The organism is Fructilactobacillus ixorae, from assembly GCF_024029915.1.
GTDB classification, from domain to species: Bacteria; Bacillota; Bacilli; order Lactobacillales; family Lactobacillaceae; genus Fructilactobacillus; species Fructilactobacillus ixorae.
Genome location: NZ_CP097478.1, coordinates 524031 through 543031, shown reverse-complemented (window position 1 = coordinate 543031; position 19001 = coordinate 524031). Strand labels below are relative to the sequence as shown.

Below are 19001 nucleotides of genomic sequence, written 5' to 3'. Positions count from 1 at the left end.
AAGGGTTTTTTCCTACTTGAACAGATGTTTTAGACGATTCCAAAAACTTGGGCGCGCCGTTTTAATCGGCATCAACGGCACCGTTTCACCGGTTACCCGTCGGGCGATATTTTGGTAACTTTTGGCTGCCAAGTGATCCGAACTTAAGACGATTGGTTCGCCATGGTTAGATGTTTTGATCACTTCATCATCATCGATCACGATTCCAAGTAGCTTTACCCCTAAATGGTGGGTAATTTCGTCAACGTCCATCACGTCTCCATTATCCATCATGTTAGGCCGAATCCGATTAATAATTAGCCGTGGAGGCTCTTTTAAAGGGTGCTTCTCTAAGAGACCAACCACCCGATCAGCATCCCGAACCGCCGAAATCTCGGGCGTGGTGACAATGATGGCGCTATCCGCACCGGCCACGGCATTTAAAAAGCCCTGTTCAATTCCGGCTGGACAATCAATCAAAACGTAATCGAACTGTGGCTTTAATTCCGCCACCATATTTTTAACCTGATCCTCGTTTAAAGCGTTCTTATCGGTGTTTTGGGCGGCTGGTAATAAATACAGGTTCCCGTCAAACCGCTTGTCTTTTACCAGAGCCTTGAACAAGGGAACCCGCTCGTCCGCGACGTCAACAATGTCGTACATAATCCGGTTATCCAACCCGAGGACCACATCGAGGTTCCGTAAACCAATGTCTAAATCCATTAGACAGACCTTTTTCCCCATGAGGGCAAGGGCGGTTCCTAAGTTGGCGGAAGTTGTGGTTTTCCCGACCCCACCTTTTCCAGATGTGATCACAATTGCTTCACCCATCGTTAGATTCCTCCAATTCTACTAAAGAATTTTGGACTAATTGCTTTAATGTTATCCAAATTACTGTAATCAATACTATGCAAATTATTAACGTGCACAACCGTTCGCACATCAGCTGCTAACGGTTCCTTTTGGTCAGCGATGATTTCAATTTGTTCGCCGATCCGGACCTGTTGGGCTTCGTGAAAATCTCCAATGGCCAGTTTACTCTCATCAACCGGAAACCCCACCTGGACGATGCCTTCCACCTTGCCCATACTAAAGAGGTTCCCATTGGTAATGAGCCGACCGCCCCGGTGAATCGTTCCTAGAAACAGGACGTCTCCCTTAACCCGGAGGTCCTGACCGTTGCGAATCGTCTGATCAATAATCGTCACCCGATTTTCATCACGCAGATGGTAGGCCTCGTCGTTTGACATTACGTTGGCCTGAAAGGCAGTAATCACTAAGTTGCCATACTTGCCCGTGATATCGCGGAGCTCCTGCTTTTGATCCGCAGACAGGGCCCGATTCCCTGACAAAATTGTAAAGCCGATTTGAGTGGCAGCCGATTCGCGATTCTTGGTTGCCAACTGGTTCATCAATTCATGAAATTCGTGGATTGCCTGGTGAAAATCAGCTTCATCATCAATAATAACTTGAAAGCCCGTTTGGCTTCCCTTTAACGTTACACTTTTCATACGTCGAGAACTCCTATGATCGATATTGGTCAAACAACAAACTCACTGGATAATACAACAATAAAAAGATGATTAGATTCAGCAGAATCGTTGGACCAAACGCAAAGGCCATGAAATGCACCCCCGAGAAGTAAACCAGGTGCGCAATTCGTCCGGCCCCGTAACCTAATATTAACACAATAATCACATCAATCAGATAGATTAAGGTTCCACTAACAACGTTCTCTTCAATGTACATCGTCATTAACTTAGTCACGTACACAATGAGTGGAAAAATAAAGGTATAAATCCCGAGGACGCCAATGTAATACAAATCGTATCCAATCCCAATTCCAAAGGCCCACCAGTATAAATGTAACTGGTGCAAATCTCGGACAAACAGGATGGCATACACAAACCACAGCATGGTCAAATAGGGAACCATTGGAAAGGTCCCGGCTAAGAGCGTCGAAAAAAAGTGCATGATCGAACCCTCAAAGACAAAGGCAATCACTAAGCCGATTGGAAACAGGAAATGCTGTTTTCGTCGCTTCATCATGAGCTCCTCCTATTTCTTTCCGAGGACAGAAACTACGTCAATGCTCCGGGTATCCGCGGCTGGTTTAATGTTAATCCGTTCCGAGATTCCGTTTGCAGCCCCCGAAACTCCGGTCACTTTTCCAACGTACAGACCCTTTGGCGTCGTGCCACCCAGTCCATTGGTCATAACCTTGGCACCCTTTTTAATCTTGTCTTTGGAAGTTAAACTCCCCATTTCGAGTTCGTTACGACCATTATCGTAGCCAGAAATCAACCCATCAATCGGGCCCTTTTCCCCAGCAACTTCCACCGCAAACCGGTTCGCTCCGTCACCACTATCCGTGATCAACTCGACCTTACTATTGGTGTCATTAACTTCACTAATCCGACCAATCAGTCCTTGGTTAACTACCACCGGCATGTTCTTTTGGATGCCAGAGACCCGCCCCTTGTTAATAATTAGCTGTTGTTGCCAGTTAGAGGGCGTCCGAGCAATTACACTGGCATTCACCGTCGCGTAATCCGTAAGGGTTTTATCCAATTTCAGTTGCCGTTTTAGCTGTTGATTTTCAGTGCTAAGCGCCTTATTTTGGGTTTGCGTGGCTTCAATTTGATCCACTTTCCCCTGCAAAATCCGATTTTCGTGGTAGGTGTTAATTAAATCATTGGTATTTGCCAAAAAACCATTGACCACGCCGACCGGAAATCCCAGAGTTTGATTTCCAATGCCAGCCACATCATTGCCAATTCTTTGTAAGAACGGTGGAGTGGCACGGTGGTTACGAATTGCAACCGTTCCGCTAATTAAACCGACACTTAGGACTAAACAAATCACTACAATCACTAAACTGCGGCTTGAAAAAAGCTTATGCATATCAATCTCCCATTCACTGCTGTAAAACAAATAAGCGGGGGAGCCCGCTTATTTGTTTTATTTTTTCTTCATGACTTCCATGCTCTTTAATGATTCACCGGTTCCGATCGCCACACAATCCAATGGATCCTGAGCCACACTAACGGGAACCTTGGTAGCTTCAGCAATGACCTCATCGAGGTTCTTGATTAAAGCGCCCCCACCAGTTAACACAATGCCGTGGTCCACCACGTCCGCAGAAATTTCTGGAGACGTTGCTTCTAGTGTTTCTTTAATTGCATTAATAATCTCTAAAATGCCTTCGTGAATGGCCGTGGCCACGTCTTCCGCCGTCACTTCGGTTGACTTTGGTAAGCCCGTCAACAAGTCCCGACCGCGAATCGTTTCGCCTTCCATTTGTCGTGCTTTTTCAATCGAAGCCGAACCAATTTTAATTTTAACTTGTTCTGCAGTTGGGATTCCAATTAATAAGTTGTAGTTTTTCCGAACGTACGACACAATGGCTTCGTCCAGTTTGTCACCCGCCATCCGAATCGAACGCGATGAAACAATGCCCCCAAGGGAAAGGGTAGCAACATCTGTGGTTCCCCCACCAATGTCAACCACCATACTTCCCGTCGGATCCATTACGGGTAGCCCTGCTCCTACCGCAGCTACAAATGGTTCTTCCATTACGAACGCGTCCCGAGCACCGGCCACGCGGGTGGCATCAATCACGGCCCGTTTTTCCACGGTTGTAATGCCGCTTGGGACACAAACCATCACGTACGGTTTCACATTCCGATTTCCCAAGGCCTTGCCGATGTAGTACTTCAGCATCGTAACGGTTGTGTCATAGTTCGCAATCACACCGTCGCGCATGGGGCGAATAACTTCAATACTAGCTGGAGCCCGCCCAATCATTTCTTCGGCTTCGTTTCCAACTGCGACAATTTCCCCCGTTTTCGCATTTTTGGCCACAACGGAAGGTTCGCGGAGGACGATTCCCTTTCCCTCGACGTATACAAGTGTATTGGCAGTCCCTAAATCGATGCCAATGTTCTTAGTTCCTAATCCAAACAAAACGTTCATCCCTTTATGATAAGATTTAATTTCTTTTTAATAATCACAGTATATCATAATGCGTGCCGTTACGGTTCCCGTTTAAAATTATTAGCAATTCTTTAAGGTTTATCTCCTTGCAAGAACCAGTTCCGCACGGTCGAAATAAACAATAGGGACCCGGTCACGATGGTCATCCCGTCGGTCGGAGTAGCTTGCATGGCGGTCTGCACGGCCGTTTTCCACTCCGGAATTAGCGTCCCCGTAACCGCATCCGCTGGTTGAAGCGGCGCGCTCTTCCGCGTTCCGCTGCCTTGAAACGTCGTTAGGTACAGGTGCACCCGCGGTTCTTGCGCTAACCGGGTGCGCATTTGGTGAAATTGTTTGTCAGCAAACGCTGCAAACACCACGTTCAGGGTGCGCTCGGGAAACGCGGCCAGGGTTTCACACAACTGGTTGATGGCCAAGACATTATGGGCCCCATCCAGTAACACTTTCGGATTGGCATGGACCACTTCCATCCGTCCCGGCCAGCGCGTCTGTCTGATTGCTTGGCGCACTATGCGGGCACTTTGCCCCGGAGCAAGTTGCAAGGTCGTCTGACTTAACGTCCGAAACGCAGCAATCGCAAGCGCAGCGTCTTCCATTTCAAAATCACCCAGCATGTGTGTAGGCACATTCGGAATTATGCCCTGCGAATCCCGGAAGGAAAAACTGGTGCGCGTTTGGGGCTGGTACCTAAACTGCCGGTCAAGTTGAAACAAAGGACTTTGGCGCTGCTGTGCAATTGTCTGCACGATGTGATTGGCCTCCGCAGGGAGGCGGCCGACCACCGTGGGAACCTGCTTCCGAATCATCCCAGCTTTGTCACGCGCAATCGCTGCAACCGTGTTCCCTAAAATCTGCATGTGATCCAGTCCAATCGTGGTGATCACGGTTAACAACGCTCGATCGGCCACGTTCGTCGAATCCGATTGGCCGCCGATTCCGGCCTCGACAATTGCTAGGTCAACCCCCTGCTCGTTAAAGTATTGATACATCAGGGCGGTAATCACTTCAAATTCCGAGGGTCCCAGGGTCGAATCCTGGGCTTCCATCGCGGCTATCAGTGGTTTCACGTGGGCAACTAGCCGGGTTAACTCGGCATCTGGAATGGGGGTCCGATTAATCATCATCCGTTCGTTGAAACGGACGATAAACGGAGAGGTAAACGTGCCCACCCGGCGGCCGCTGACCTGTAATAATTGTTGTAAGTAAGCCACGACGGACCCCTTGCCATTGGTCCCCACCACGTGAATCGTCGAAAGCTGCCGTTCGGGATGGCCTAGGCGGCGCAAGAGCTCGTTAATCCGACGCTGGGAAGCTTCCTTTTGAATCCGCGGACGGCTGTGGATGTATTGCAGGGCCGCCTGGTAATCTGTCATCATTTTTACTCCTTACCAAAACAAGCCCAGACTCATCTGGACTTGTTTTGCGTTATTCTGCTAAAGCAGCTTGCACTTCGGCTAAGCGTTGTTGTGTTGCTGCCAATTTTTGCTCGTTATCAGCTTGCTTCGTCTGTTCTTCGGCTACTACTTCTGCCGGAGCGTTTGCCACAAACTTCTCGTTAGCGAGCTTCTTGGTGGCGCGGTTTACTTCTGCTTGGAACTTCTCGACTTCCTTGGTCAAGCGTTGCACTTCATCGTGCAAATCAATTAGTTCTGCCAGTGGAATGCTAATCTCAGCATCCGTAACGACCGCCGTCATTGCCAGGTTCGGAGCAACCACGTCTGGTCCAATTTCAAGTTGGCGCGGGTGCCCAAAGCGTTCTAAGGATTCGCGGTTGGTTTCTAAGACCCGTTTCAAATCGGCATTGTTCGTCTTAATCAAAATGTCCACGGGCCGACCCAACGGTGCATTCGCTTCGGCCCGAATGTTACGGATGGCTTTAATAATCTCGATCAGGTGCGCCATGTCACTTTCAGCCGTTGCATTCTCAAAGTCCGCGTGCACTTCTGGATATGCGGCCGTCACTAATGATTTTCCGACGTGCGGCATTGAAAGCCAGATTTTTTCCGTCACAAACGGCATCACTGGATGTAAGAGCCGTAAGAACTGATCCAACACGTACGCAAGCACGTTGCGAGTGTTCGCTTTGGCCTGCTCGTCATCTCCCGTGAGCGTTTCCTTACTCATCTCGATGTACCAATCACAAAAATCATTCCAAATAAAATCGTACAGGGCGCGGTTCGCCTCTCCAAAGTTATACTTATCGTAGTTTTCTCGCACGTGTGCCACCGTACGGTTCAGCCGTGCCAAGATCCACCGGTCCGCCAGATTCCATTCGGAAGCGGATGGGAGGGTCGGCTTGGTCATCTCACCTAGGTTCATAATCACGTATCGACTGGCGTTCCAAATTTTATTCACAAATTTCCACGAGCCGTCCATCTTATCGTAACTGAACCGTTCGTCCTGTCCGGGAGTCGTTCCCGTTGATAGAGACCACCGGAGGGCATCCGCCCCGTACTGGTCAATCACATCCATGGGATCAATTCCGTTTCCGAGGGACTTACTCATTTTCCGACCCTGTTCATCCCGAATAAGGCCGTGCAACAGCACGTCCTTGAACGGCCGCCGGGCCGTAAAGTGGAGACTCAAGAAAATCATCCGGGAAATCCAGAAGAACACCAAGTCATACCCCGTGACCATCGTTGATGTCGGGAAGTACCGTTTAAAATCGGGAGCATCAGTATCCGGCCAGCCCATCGTCGTAAAGGGCCATAATCCAGACGAGAACCAGGTATCCAACACATCCGGATCCTGAACCCAGTTTTCCGGATCCTTCGGGGCTGTTTCACCAACATACATTTCCCCGGTTTCTTTGTGATACCAAGCAGGAATCCGATGTCCCCACCACAACTGCCGCGAAATTACCCAATCGTGGACGTCTTCCATCCACCGACTAAAGGTCTTTTCAAAGCGTTCAGGTACGAAGTTAACGGCATCATCAGTCTGTTGGTTTTTCAACGCGGCTTCTGCCAGGGGCTTCATTTTAACAAACCACTGGGTTGAAAGCCGGGATTCCACCTGCACTCCAGTCCGTTCGGAGTGGCCAACCGAGTGCACGATTGGTTCTACCCGCAACATTGCTCCTTCAGCTTCCAAGTCCTTGGCAATCGCTTCACGCGCAACAAACCGGTCCATTCCCTCGTATTTGCCAGCGTTTTCGTTGAGCGAGGCATCCTCATTCATCGTGTTAATTTCGGCTAAATCGTGGCGCTTTCCAACTTTAAAGTCATTGGGATCGTGAGCCGGCGTGATTTTAACCATTCCCGTCCCAAACTCCGGATCAACGTAATGATCAGCAATAATGTGAATTTCTCGGTTAACTAATGGGACGATTACCGTTTTACCTACGAGCTCCTGGTACCGCTCATCACTTGGATTAACGGCGACCGCTACGTCCCCAAACATGGTTTCTGGCCGCGTGGTGGCGATTTCAATGTAGTCCTTGCCATTAAAGGTCGTGTCCCCAGTAAATTGGTACTTAACGTGGTAAAACGCGCCCTGATCATCTTGGTGTTCAACCTCAATGTCTGACAAAGCCGTTCGCGCTTGGGGATCCCAGTTAATGATGTATTTAGCCCGATAAATCAGTCCTTGATTGTAGAGGTCTACGAACACCTTGCGTACGGCCTTTGAAACCCCGTCATCGAGGGTAAAAGTTTCGCGATCGTAATCAAGTGAGAGGCCGAGCTTCGCCCATTGTTCGTGAATCGTAGCAGCAAACTTATCCTTCCACTCCCAAACCTGTTGGATGAACCGTTCACGACCAAGGTCATAGCGAGAAATCCCTTTCTCCCGTAACATGGCCTCCACTTTAGCTTGAGTGGCAATCCCCGCATGATCCATGCCCGGCAGCCACAGGGTATCGTAGCCTTCCATCCGCTTTTGCCGGATTAACATATCCTGCAAGGTCGTATTCCACGCGTGCCCTAAATGGAGCTTACCCGTCACGTTTGGTGGGGGCAACACGATTGAATAGGGTTGGGCCTGTTGGTCACCACTGGGTTTAAAAACGCCCTCGTCAACCCATTTTTGGTACATCCCATGCTCTACGGCATGGGGATCAAATTTCGTTGACATCTCAGTTGTTGCTTCTGCTGTTTGCTTGTCCATGCAATCACCTCATTTATTGATCTTTCCGAGTTACAAAAAAAGCACCCGTCCCTACAATAGGACGAATGCTCGCGGTACCACCTAAATTGGATTATGATCTAATCCCAACTTAAACCAATAACGGTGGCACCCGTTGATACCAACCAAAGTTGCTATCCCTGCTCCCAAGCTACACAGTCTCCAGTCATTAAGAACTTCTCACTAGCGTTCTCTCCCTACAAATGACGACGCAGACTGCCTCTTGCTCACTGCATTTAGTATTCGTTCCATAATATACTTAACTTTCCCAAATTCGTCAACTACTTTTAAACGCAGCCTAGTACAGTTGTTGTAACGCGTTTACGGCAGCGGCATAATCCGGCTCGGAGGCAACCTGTGCTAACACTTCTTCGTAGGTAATCTGCCCTTCGGCATTTACCACAAACACCGCCCGCGCCAGGCGTTTAAAGCTGGGAATGTATAACCCGGTTGCCTTACCGAACGAGCCCGGTTCATCTGACAAAATCTCCAGGTTTTGCACGCCCTCAGCCGCACACCAATCGGTTTGTTCCGCGAGCCGATTGTTGGAGATCGTTACAAACCGGGCCTTTGGAAATTGATCTGCCTGCTGGTTAAATTTTTTGGTTTCTAGACTACAAACGTCCGTATTCAAATCTGGAACTGCACACAGCACCATAAGCTTGCCTAGTAAATCTGGTGCAGTAACTGGTTGGCCCTGATCATTAATCACCGTAAAATCGGGCAATAAATCCCCCACAGCGGGTGGGGTTCCTAATAACGATACCGTTTGCGCCATTAACTTCACTTGCATGGTTATTCCTCCTGGTTGTGTTCTCACTGACTTTTATAGTAGTTCAGCAAACACGTCTTCTTGGGCGTTGAGGTAGTCATCTCCAACGTTAATCTTGGTAACCTCAATCCCGGCCAGTGCCTCATTCATCAACCCATCGACGTCAATTAATTGCTCAAAGTTTCGGGTTTTTTCTAGATCGGGTTTGGTCTTTGGGGTGGGCGGCGTGAAAATCGTACAGCAATCTTCAAAGGGCATGATGGATAAATCATAAGTATCAATGTCTCTAGCAATTTTAATAATTTCCGTTTTATCCAGCGATAATAACGGGCGTAAAACTGGTAACGAAGTGACGTCGTTAATTACGCGCATGCTTTCCAACGTCTGTGAAGCTACTTGTCCCAGCGATTCTCCCGTAAAGACCCCGTTGCAGTGCCGGTCCAGCGTAATGGCAGCCGCCAACCGCAACATCATCCGACGCTGAATCGTCATCAGATACCCCTCGGGCACCTGTTCCTTCACGGTTTCTTGAACTTTGGTAAAGGGGACTTGGATAAAATCAATCGTGCCTCCAAAGGCGGCTAGTTTTGCTGCCAGATCCTTGGCCTTTGCAAGCGCTTGTTGGCTCGTGTATGGGGGACTGAAAAAGTGAATCATATCCACTTTAACACCCCGTTTCATCGCCATGTAGGCTGCTACTGGAGAATCGATCCCGCCAGACAACATCATCGTGGCCCGACCGCCGGTTCCGACCGGTAACCCAATTGCCCCCGGAATGGTGACGCTCGAAAGGTAAATCCCGCTCAGTCGCACGTCAATCTGCAGTTTAAAATCAGGGTGTTTCATTTCAACCTGCATCTTGGGAAACTGCTTTAAAATGTAGCTTCCCACTCCGTCGTCGATCCCATAAGTGTTAAGGGGATAATTTTTATTTTGGCGCCGGGTGGCAATCTTAAAGGTTTGCCCCGGTTGGTAGTGCTCCTGGATCATCGTAGCTGCCGTCGTTTGAATGGTTTCCAAACTGGCATCCTTAGGTAACTTAACTACCGGCGAGAAGGTTTCAATCCCAAACACCTTCTGCAGTGCCGTCAGCACCGGTGTCGCTGCTTGCCCGTGTAACAGCACGTGTAACCGATCCCGTTGGGCTTTGACAACCACCGCTGGAAACGGCTTTAAAACGTTCCGAATGTTTTGGCCTAACTGCCGGATGAACTCCTTGCGATTTTTTCCCTTCGTAGAGAGTTCTCCGTAGCGAACCATAATTTCACTGTATTCCATTACCTTGTGTCACTTCCTTTAATCGTAAGGTGGTTTTAACTGAGGGCTTTAAATTGCTCATAGAGCCGGGCAAAGACCGTTTTAAACTGTTCCACCTCAGCCATCGTATTTTGATCACTGAGTGAAATCCGAACGGCGCCTTTCGCAATTTCTGGATTAACTCCCATTGCTCTTAGTGTACTAGAAGTTTCCCCTTTTTTCGACGAACATGCACTGGTCGTCGAGAGGTAGATTTCAGCTTCCTCAAACGTGTGCACGATTGTTTCCCCCTTTACACCCTCAATTGCAAAGCACAGGATGTGGGGGGCAAAGTGCGAACCGGTTCCTGAAAAGAGGTGGACCTTTGCAAACTGCTGGAGATAATCACGTAACGCCCGGCGGAGGCCCTGCTCGTGTGCAACCGTTTGTTCCTCATGGTCCTTGACTAGCCGGACCGCTTTCGCCATGGCCGCAATTGCGGGCAGGTTTTCCGTCCCGCTCCGTTGTCCCCGTTCTTGTCCCCCACCATCGAAAAGGGGCATGAGGTATTTACCGGTCCGCGCGTAAATAAACCCAACGCCGCGGGGAGCATGAAATTTATGGCCGGAAAAGGTTATAAAATCAACCCGGTCGTTAAAAATCAGTTGGTGCAAGCCCTTCCCAATTCCCTGGACGGCATCAACGTGAAAGTGAATTTTAGGGTGATCCGCTAACACTGCTGCCAGTTCGTCCAACGGTTGCACCGCCCCCATCTCATTATTAACTGCCATCACCGACACGAGGGTTGTCTCCGGACGAATAGCAGTAGCCAGGTCGGCGGGGTTAACCCGGCCTTCCCCATCCACCGGCAAGTAAGTGATTTCAAATCCAAGTTCAGCTAACCGCTGCATTGACTGCTTCACGGCATCATGTTCGACTTCGGTCGTGATCAGGTGCCGACCAAACTGGCGTTTAGCAAAGGCGGTTCCCTTTAAGACCCAGTTATCGCCCTCCGTTCCACCACTCGTGAAGTAAATTTCTGTCGGTTGTACCCCTAATTGTGTGGCAATCTGACGGCGTGATTGGCGTAGCAACTGCTCGGCTTTTTCACCAAAGTTATGCAAACTAGACGGATTCCCCCAGTAATTTTCACTGACCTGTTGATAGGTAGCTAGAACGGATGGATCCACCTTCGTAGTCGCACTGTTATCAAAATAAATCATGCTCTCTGAGCTCCTCCTCAAAAACGAAACCAGGTCGCGCATAGTTGCGACCTGGCTCTCATTGGTTTAATTTGCTTGGGCTTTGTTCTTATAATAGTTCTCTTCGATGCGATTAAAGGCCCCCGGTTCTGCCTGGTCAAGGGCATTCGCAATGGTCGCTAAACTCGCTTCGTATTGATAATCATCATCAAACTGATGTTGTGCTGTTTGAATGGCACTGGAGACTGCGGGGTTTGTTGCAGCATAGCGATTCGCATACTGAATCACTTGTTCAGCTAACGCTGCTTGATCAATCAAATCATTCGTTTTCGTCTGTAACGTGTCCCGGTCGTGTTGAATCTGCGTCAACTGCTTCTGTACGTCATCCATACTAATCTTAACTTTATTCATCGTGGCTTTCAAATGTTGGACTTCGTTCGCAACAACGTCAAAATACTCAGTGTAATCAGCTGGAATACCCGGAAGATTCAAATTATCAATCCGCCGGCGAATTGCATGTAACTCGGACGTCAAATCGTCTAAAACTTGATGCGCCCGTTGCTCTTCGGCACTAAAGTCCGCAATTGAAGCGTTCAAAGCTCGTTGCTTCTCTTCAATTTTAGTTAAGTCCTGGTGAAACTGCTTGAGGTCGGTAGCGATTTGAGAATAGACGGCACGCTGGTCGGTGATCTGCTGTTGATCGTCCTGGTATTTTTGATTAATCAGGTCAATCTGCTCTCCCAGTCCCGTCGCAGTTGCTTGTTCATCGTGTTCCAAAGAGTAGTTATGACTAAGCCTCTCTAGTTCGGCTCTCAACGTCTGGTTCTGCCGGTGGGCATGTTGGATAAACTGAGCAATCACCGGGGCGTGTTTATCGACGTATAAGCGGGCCTTCATCTCGGCTTCCAGTTGATCATACAAACCATTAATTTGCTCACTAATCACTTGGTCCTGATCTTTGACAACGTCCAAATCAAGGTGCTTGATATTTTCTAAATTAGCCTGAACCGCCTCGTGCAACTCTTGCAAGGTCGCTGGAAACACGTCATTCGCAAAGCAAAAGCCCTCTGCCTTTGCCTTAGCATAGGATGACTTGATTTCCATCAGTTGGTTCACAAACTGAACGTGATTCAACTGGTATAATTCTGGAATCGTGCGCATCTGCTGCTCAAGTCTCGTCGTTGCTTCTTTTAAATTCACCAGTAATTTTTCGGCCGTTTGATGGTCCCCTTGCTGCGTCAAAGTGGTAAACTCGGCAAACTGGGCTTCAATGTCTGATAATTGCTGTTCTAGCGCATCAAGCGCCGGACCGTACGCGCTGTTATCATTTAATAACGTCGTCCGCAGCTTTTGATAGTTTGTTTGTAACTCGACCACGGCCTGCTGGTGTTTCTGTTCCATTTTTTGCAGATTGCCCAGCGTTGCTTGCACCTGGTCGAGGGTCTTCGCGGCAGATTCGAGTTCTGCGTGCGCATTGTCAATGTCATCCCGCGTTTTTAAGAAGTTGAGCCCCTTGCCGGCTTGCTCTGCTGCCGTTAGGTCCTGGGCAATTTGGGGAAACTGAGACTGGCGCACCTGTTCGTAATCCCGTTCGGCCGTTTCTAACCGAGTTAACGAGTCCCCTGTTAGCACGAGCTGCTTCACCTTGGTTAACTGCTCGGGTAAATCCAGCTGCTGGAGCCGGTTTAATTCCGCCTCCATGGTTTTGCCCTGCTTTAACAAAGTCTTTTGGTACAGCACGATTGCAATGTAAATAATTACCACGATCACGATAATCCCAATAATAACGTTTAACATGATTTCCGACCTTTGCCTAATTAGATTTGTGAACTGATTTTCGCTCTCAGGTTGCTGATTGAATTATACCATAGAAAGGCCCCGTAAAGCAGCTCGCCTCCGAGAAAAACCACCCCTTTCATTGACAGCGGGATCAAATTACCCTAAAATGGTTTATGTGTAAAATAATGCAGCGGTACATGGTAAGCTCGTCAACATGTCTTTGCTATCATTAGAATAGTTTAATTAGTAACCCACCGGCTGCTAAGGTGAAAGTTCTGAGAGATATGCACGAATACTAAATGTACATTTGGTTATTTTACTCCAAATTATTTTATTGGAGGATTTATTTATGTCTAGATATACTGGACCAAGCTGGAGAATTTCTCGGCGCCTTGGCATTTCTTTATCAGGAACTGGTAAGGAATTACAACGTCGTCCTTACGCTCCTGGTATGCACGGTCAAGGTCGGCGTCAAAAGCTTTCTGAATATGGGATTCAACTCCGTGAAAAGCAAAAGATGCGTTACATGTACGGCTTAACGGAACGTCAATTTTACTCCCTTTTCTTAAAGGCTGGTAAAATTCGGGAAGGTAAGCACGGTGATAACTTCGAAATTAAGTTGGAACAACGGCTTGATAACGTTGTCTACCGATTAGGGTTAGCTACTACTCGTCGGCAAGCACGGCAATTAGTTAACCACGGTCACATTACGGTTGACGGCAAGCGCGTTGACATTCCCTCTTACGAAGTTGAACCTGGTCAAGTAATTGGGGTTCGCGAAAAGTCCAAGAATTTAGCCATCATCAAAGAAGCTGTTGAAGCGGTAGTTAGTCGCCCAACTTATGTTTCTTTCGACGCTGATAAGTTGGAAGGTTCCTTAACGCGCCTACCACAACCAGATGAATTGAATGCTAACATTGACACTTCTCTCGTGGTTGAATTTTACAACCGTTAAAAAAGTGCCGCTCAAAGCGATCTCGTGCGAGGTCGCTTTTTTGTTATCCTGCGTTTGATGTTACAATGAAACCTAACCAACCATGTTAAAGGAGGACAATGATGCCAACCGAAAATAATGTTCAAGCCCGACTGGATCAGGCCATTAATGGTGGAACCCCCCAAATTAATCCGGATGAACAACGGCGCTACCTTGGAACCTTTCGTGAACGAGTCGCCCTAGTGATTCCCGTAGCCGCTGTAACTAATCCAGAAGCCCCGACTCAGGTCGAAGCGCTCCTAAAGGACCACTCTGATTACGGATTACTAATTAATGGTAATTTACCCCAAGCGGACCAGAGTCCCTACCTCAAAATTGCAGCACGTCTGCACGCAAAGTATACTTTAAAAAACAGTGCCGAATATGGAACGGAACCGGAACAAGCCGGGATTGTGGTGGCAGCTGCAACGGCGCTTAACGTTGCCGACGTCCAATTTAAAACAACCCCCGAACCCACCGCTAAACCTGACAAGACCCCTTCATTTTGGCACCGTCTTTTTCATCACTAATCATTTCTAATGAGGCTTGAATATGCAAAAACCACTTGCCTATCGCATGCGACCAACTAAAATTGAAGAAATCGTCGGGCAAGCTGACTTGGTGGGACCCGGCAAAATCATCAACCGCATGGTTAAGGCTCACCTCCTCTCCTCGATGATTCTCTACGGACCGCCCGGAACGGGGAAAACGAGCATCGCCAGTGCCATTGCCGGATCATCTCAGTATGCGTTTCGCTCGCTAAATGCAGCAACGGACACCAAAAAAGACCTGCAAATTGTCGCAGAGGAAGCCAAAATGAGTGGGACGGTTGTCCTCCTGTTAGACGAAATTCACCGCTTGGATAAAACCAAGCAGGATTTTCTCCTCCCCCTGTTAGAGAGTGGCCAAATTATTTTAATCGGGGCGACTACCGAGAACCCGTACATTAACATTAGTCCCGCCATTCGGTCCCGGACCCAGATTTTTCCGGTCCATCCATTGGCTAGTGCTGACATCAACACGGCGATTGACCGGGCATTACAAGATCGCGAGCGCGGGCTTGGTAAGGAACCCGTCGACCTGGCTGACGATGCCCGTAACTTCCTCAGCCACCGCACCAACGGTGATTTGCGGAGCGCGCTCAACGCCCTTGAACTCGCCGTCCGCTCAACGCCCAAAACCGACGGGCAGATTCGGGTCACCCTTAGTGATGTCGAGGCCTGTTTACAACAACAGGCTCTCACCCAGGATAAAGACGGTGACGCCCACTATAACGTCCTGTCGGCCCTGCAAAAGTCAGTCCGGGGCTCTGATCCCAATGCTGCTCTGCACTACGCGGCGCGTTTAATTGAAGCGGGCGATTTAACCTCGCTCATCCGACGACTCTTGGTCATCGCGTACGAAGATGTCGGCCTAGCTAATCCCCCAGCTGCGGCGCGGGCCGTCACTGCCCTCCAAGCTGCCGAACGCGTGGGCCTTCCGGAGGCCCAAATTCCGGTCGCCAACGTCCTCATTGAACTGGCGCTTTCTCCCAAATCCAATTCCGCCATGGATGCCATGCAGGGTGCCCTGGCGGACGTCCGGTCTGGTAATTACGGTGCCATTCCACCGTATCTGCGTGATGCCCATTTTAAAGGCGCCACAGAACTGGGGCACACTGGTTACCAATACCCACACAACTTTCAAAACGGGTGGGTCAACCAGCAGTATTTGCCCGACCAGTTAAAAGACGCGCAGTACTACCAACCTAAGGAAACGGGGAAAATGGAGCGGGCGTATGCCAAACAGTACCAGAAGTTATGGCAGGCTCAGCACCATCCAACTTCTCACAACCAGGATCAGGAGGATCAACATCATGATTAATGGCTTAGCCCTTGTCTTTGCAGCTCTCCTAGTCGTGAATGGCAGTTATTTTTTGCGCCACCAAAAGCGGCCCTTTCTGCTGTTTCATCCCGAACGCTACCCAGCTTTGCAACGCCTCCTCCGCATTAGTGGCAGTGGCCTACTCCTGATTGCCCTGGTGACGGTGATTGCCGTCTGCTTGGACAATCAAATTCTGTTGGTAATTGCCTTGATTGCGGGTTGTGGTGGGTGCTTAATTCCCGAATTCTGCTTAATCCCCTTTATGAATCGTTAGGCACTGCTATTTCCGCCAAAGAGCGTTAAAATAAAGGTGGTTAAATCAGGTGCTACTCTAAATGAGGTGATTATTTATGTTACAAGAATACAATGAAATCTTAGTTCCCGTTGACGGTTCTTACGGTGCTGAACTCGCGTTTGAAAAAGCCATCGCCATTGCGAACCGCAATCACGCCCACCTCCACTTGGTGCATGCCATTGATACCCGGGCTTACCAGGATATCTCTAGCTTTGATACCAGTATTGTGGATGAAATTACCACAAAGAGCAAAACCCGCCTAGAAAAGGCCCTCCAAACGGCCCACGCTGCCGGGTTAACTGACGTTGATTATTCGATTGAATACGGGGCTCCCAAAACCATCATTGCCAAGGAGTTACCCCAAACCTTAAAAGTTGATTTAATCATCATGGGCGCGACCGGCTTAAATGCCGTGGCACGTCTTCTGATTGGATCCGTTACTGAATATGTGACCCGCAACGCTCCTTGTGATGTTTTGGTAGTTAAAACCAACCTCCAAAATCAGCTGCTTTCGGAACACGACCTTGGCAAACAAAGTCACTAAAAAAGGCCTGAACTATTCCAGTTCAGGCCTTTTTTGTTGGTAAATTTGCATGAGCCGTTCAAACTTACTGCTATTTTTTAGATGTACCAATTGATCTGCCCGAGTTAACAATCGGTTGGCCGCCTGTGCCTGGCCCGTGGCTTGTAAACTAAGTCCCTCCAAGTAGTACAAGTCGGCTAAACAATAGTACGAATAATGGGCTTGCAACCGGTGGCGTAAGCGCTGGCACCCGGCCTGTGTTTCGGCATCCAGGCGTAACAGTAATCCTAAGGTGACCACCGCTAGGCCAAATTTCACCACCGTGGTTAGGGGAAGCGTTACAACTTGGGTGAGGGCCTGTAATTCACCAAAGGCCTTTTGTAACGAGCGTTGGGCCCGCTTCGTCAGGTGCATTCGTTGGTAGGTCAGCGCTTCGCCCAGGTAAACCCAGCCCCAGGTTAACGAATGTTGCCGGGGGGGGTTCCGACTTAACGCCAAATCAAAGGCGACAATTGCGTCATCCAGTTCAGAGTCTACGACCACCTTCAATAGGCCTTGATAACAATAGTAACGACTTAGTTGGGCCTTCGTATCTAGATTTTCACGGCGAATGGCGTTGAGTTGTGCAGTGGCCTGGTGGAAATCAAACTGAAACAGGGCCGTTTCAATCTGCTGAAGCTGTCGTTCGCCATCAGCTGCTTGGGATCGCATGGCATGTTCTAATTCCTGTGGTTCGATGTGCAGGCGCTCTAATAGCTTGGGCACCAATTCCCACTTCGAAAAATGCGTCCCGTTCTCCAGGGTACTAATGGTGGTTTGGGTGCAAATCCCCCTTGCTAATTCTGCTTGGGATAAATGCAGTTGCTGACGCCGCGTTCTAATCAACTGGCTAAGCTCGACTAATAATTTATCGGTGGGGAAAACCAACATTCCTCTATTCCTCCAAAATTGAGTTTATCTCAAAAAATAAATGTTATTATCCTTGATTTTGGCTCCCTTGTCAACCAAAAAAAGGCACCGTGGTGATGAACCACGGTGCCTTTTTCAGCGCTAGTCAGCGTCATAAACTTTATCTTGATCAGTTAACGTTAGTGGCTTAAAATCATGTAAAATTTTGCCTTGGCGCACAAATTCAGCCTTTGCCAGTTCAATCAAGCGATCAATCAGCTCCGAATAACTAATTCCGGAAGCTTCCCACAGCTGGGGATATAACGAAATGTTAGTGAAACCAGGCAAGGTGTTGACTTCTCCTAGGTAGGGAGTTAAATCTTTTGATACTAAGAAGTCGATCCGCGCCATGCCCTTTAGCTCCAGCGCCCGAAAGGCACCTAGGGCCATTTCCGTAATTTCATCCCGCACTGGTGCTGGTAATTCAACGGGAATCGTAAATTCAACCGCGCTGGCATCTACGAACTTATTATCATAGGTATAAAACGCGTCTTCTGCTGGTACCTTAATCGCACCAATTTTAGAAGCCTGCGGGTCTTTGTTTCCGAGGATAGAAATTTCTACCTCTTCTGGACCATTAATGGCTTCTTCCACCAACACTTTATCGTCGTACCGCAGCGCATCCTGTAAACCAGCCGCATATTCGGCATCATTCTTAACCTTGTGGATCCCAATTGAGGAACCCTGCCGGGCTGGTTTAATGAATAACAACTGGGAATCAAGCTGCTCACTAACCTTGGGGTAACTCCACTCGGCCGCAGTATCAGGTGTAACTAACACATACTTGGTATTTCGAATGCCGGTAGCCGTCAAGATCTTCTTGGTTAAATCCTTATCGTACGCAAGGGCTGAGGCTTGCACCCCACTTCCAACGTAGGGTTTTTGCAATAACCGTAACAATCCTTGGATGGTCCCATCTTCCCCTAAATTCCCGTGAATAATGGGGAAAAAGACATCGATGTGCTTCGTACTATCCAGATTAAGAATTGGTGCCAACGGATTAGCGGCGTCTAACTGGGGCAGTACTTCCGCAGCAACGGCATCTTCATCTTCACCAGCAAACACCCGGTGCGATGCGGCATCATCTAAAACCATGCCACTTTTAGTTACCAAAAAGAGGCTTACGTCGTATCGCTCCCGGTCCATCGCATCATAGATGTTATGAGCGGACCGTTTGGATACGTCATGTTCAGAAGAATCTCCACCGAATAATAGCGCAATGTGTTGCTTGTTCTCTGTCATTTCTGTTCTCCCATTCGTCTGTTTTTGAACCTTAAGTATACCACTTTTAAAGCGCAAAGCAAAAACAA

18 protein-coding genes and 1 other annotated feature are annotated in these 19001 nt (G+C 48.6%); of the genes, 5 read left to right on the top strand and 13 right to left on the bottom strand.

Features of this window, described 5'->3' with window-relative positions:
* Positions 1-12: 12 nt before the first annotated feature.
* From minD to ezrA, 11 genes are all read right to left on the bottom strand, one after another.
* On the bottom strand, positions 13-810 hold the full coding sequence (gene minD / locus M8332_RS02560) for a septum site-determining protein MinD (protein WP_252780629.1): 798 nt from the start codon (positions 808-810) through the stop codon (positions 13-15).
* Between the two features lie 2 nt (positions 811-812).
* Positions 813-1490, bottom strand: a complete 678-nt coding sequence (locus tag M8332_RS02555) for a septum site-determining protein MinC (protein ID WP_252780628.1) — start codon at positions 1488-1490, stop codon at positions 813-815.
* Between the two features lie 13 nt (positions 1491-1503).
* Positions 1504-2028: a rod shape-determining protein MreD gene (gene mreD / locus M8332_RS02550; protein WP_252780627.1), complete on the bottom strand. Its 525-nt coding sequence runs from the start codon at positions 2026-2028 to the stop codon at positions 1504-1506.
* A gap of 9 nt (positions 2029-2037) precedes the next feature.
* Entirely contained in the window at positions 2038-2883 is an 846-nt protein-coding gene (mreC, locus tag M8332_RS02545; protein ID WP_252780626.1) for a rod shape-determining protein MreC, read from the bottom strand.
* Between the two features lie 57 nt (positions 2884-2940).
* Positions 2941-3954: a rod shape-determining protein gene (locus tag M8332_RS02540; protein ID WP_252780625.1), complete on the bottom strand. Its 1014-nt coding sequence runs from the start codon at positions 3952-3954 to the stop codon at positions 2941-2943.
* 92 nt (positions 3955-4046) lie between these two features.
* Positions 4047-5351 (bottom strand): bifunctional folylpolyglutamate synthase/dihydrofolate synthase, encoded by a 1305-nt coding sequence (locus tag M8332_RS02535; RefSeq protein ID WP_252780624.1) that lies wholly within the window; start codon positions 5349-5351, stop codon positions 4047-4049.
* A gap of 49 nt (positions 5352-5400) precedes the next feature.
* Positions 5401-8082, bottom strand: a complete 2682-nt coding sequence (locus M8332_RS02530) for a valine--tRNA ligase (RefSeq protein ID WP_252780623.1) — start codon at positions 8080-8082, stop codon at positions 5401-5403.
* Between the two features lie 54 nt (positions 8083-8136).
* Positions 8137-8340, bottom strand: a binding site (T-box leader).
* 58 nt (positions 8341-8398) lie between these two features.
* Positions 8399-8893 (bottom strand): thiol peroxidase, encoded by a 495-nt coding sequence (tpx, locus tag M8332_RS02525; RefSeq protein ID WP_252780622.1) that lies wholly within the window; start codon positions 8891-8893, stop codon positions 8399-8401.
* A gap of 33 nt (positions 8894-8926) precedes the next feature.
* Entirely contained in the window at positions 8927-10150 is a 1224-nt protein-coding gene (gene thiI / locus M8332_RS02520; RefSeq protein ID WP_252780621.1) for a tRNA uracil 4-sulfurtransferase ThiI, read from the bottom strand.
* 35 nt (positions 10151-10185) lie between these two features.
* Complete coding sequence (locus M8332_RS02515; protein WP_252780620.1) at positions 10186-11331, bottom strand: cysteine desulfurase family protein; 1146 nt, start codon at positions 11329-11331, stop codon at positions 10186-10188.
* Between the two features lie 66 nt (positions 11332-11397).
* Complete coding sequence (gene ezrA, locus M8332_RS02510) at positions 11398-13107, bottom strand: septation ring formation regulator EzrA (protein ID WP_252780619.1); 1710 nt, start codon at positions 13105-13107, stop codon at positions 11398-11400.
* A gap of 331 nt (positions 13108-13438) precedes the next feature.
* Here ezrA and rpsD point away from each other — a divergent pair, with 331 nt between their 5' ends.
* The 5 genes from rpsD (at position 13439) to M8332_RS02485 (ending at position 16764) form a co-directional block, all read left to right on the top strand.
* Positions 13439-14044: a 30S ribosomal protein S4 gene (gene rpsD, locus M8332_RS02505; protein ID WP_252750051.1), complete on the top strand. Its 606-nt coding sequence runs from the start codon at positions 13439-13441 to the stop codon at positions 14042-14044.
* A gap of 98 nt (positions 14045-14142) precedes the next feature.
* Positions 14143-14592, top strand: coding sequence for a YueI family protein (locus M8332_RS02500; RefSeq protein ID WP_252780618.1), 450 nt, complete (start codon positions 14143-14145; stop codon positions 14590-14592).
* 22 nt (positions 14593-14614) lie between these two features.
* A complete protein-coding gene (locus tag M8332_RS02495; RefSeq protein WP_252780617.1) occupies positions 14615-15925 on the top strand; it encodes a replication-associated recombination protein A in 1311 nt (436 codons plus the stop codon).
* Positions 15918-16199 (top strand): hypothetical protein, encoded by a 282-nt coding sequence (locus M8332_RS02490; RefSeq protein ID WP_252780616.1) that lies wholly within the window; start codon positions 15918-15920, stop codon positions 16197-16199. Before M8332_RS02495 ends, M8332_RS02490 begins: the two co-directional genes overlap by 8 nt.
* Positions 16200-16275: 76 nt before the next feature.
* Positions 16276-16764 carry a universal stress protein gene (locus M8332_RS02485; protein ID WP_252780615.1) on the top strand — a complete coding sequence of 163 codons (489 nt, stop codon included), beginning with the start codon at positions 16276-16278 and terminating at the stop codon, positions 16762-16764.
* Positions 16765-16776: 12 nt separating this feature from the next.
* Here M8332_RS02485 and M8332_RS02480 read toward each other — a convergent pair whose 3' ends face one another.
* Complete coding sequence (locus tag M8332_RS02480; RefSeq protein ID WP_252780614.1) at positions 16777-17673, bottom strand: helix-turn-helix transcriptional regulator; 897 nt, start codon at positions 17671-17673, stop codon at positions 16777-16779.
* Between the two features lie 120 nt (positions 17674-17793).
* A complete protein-coding gene (locus M8332_RS02475) occupies positions 17794-18933 on the bottom strand; it encodes a D-alanine--D-alanine ligase family protein (RefSeq protein WP_252780613.1) in 1140 nt (379 codons plus the stop codon).
* Positions 18934-19001: the final 68 nt, after the last annotated feature.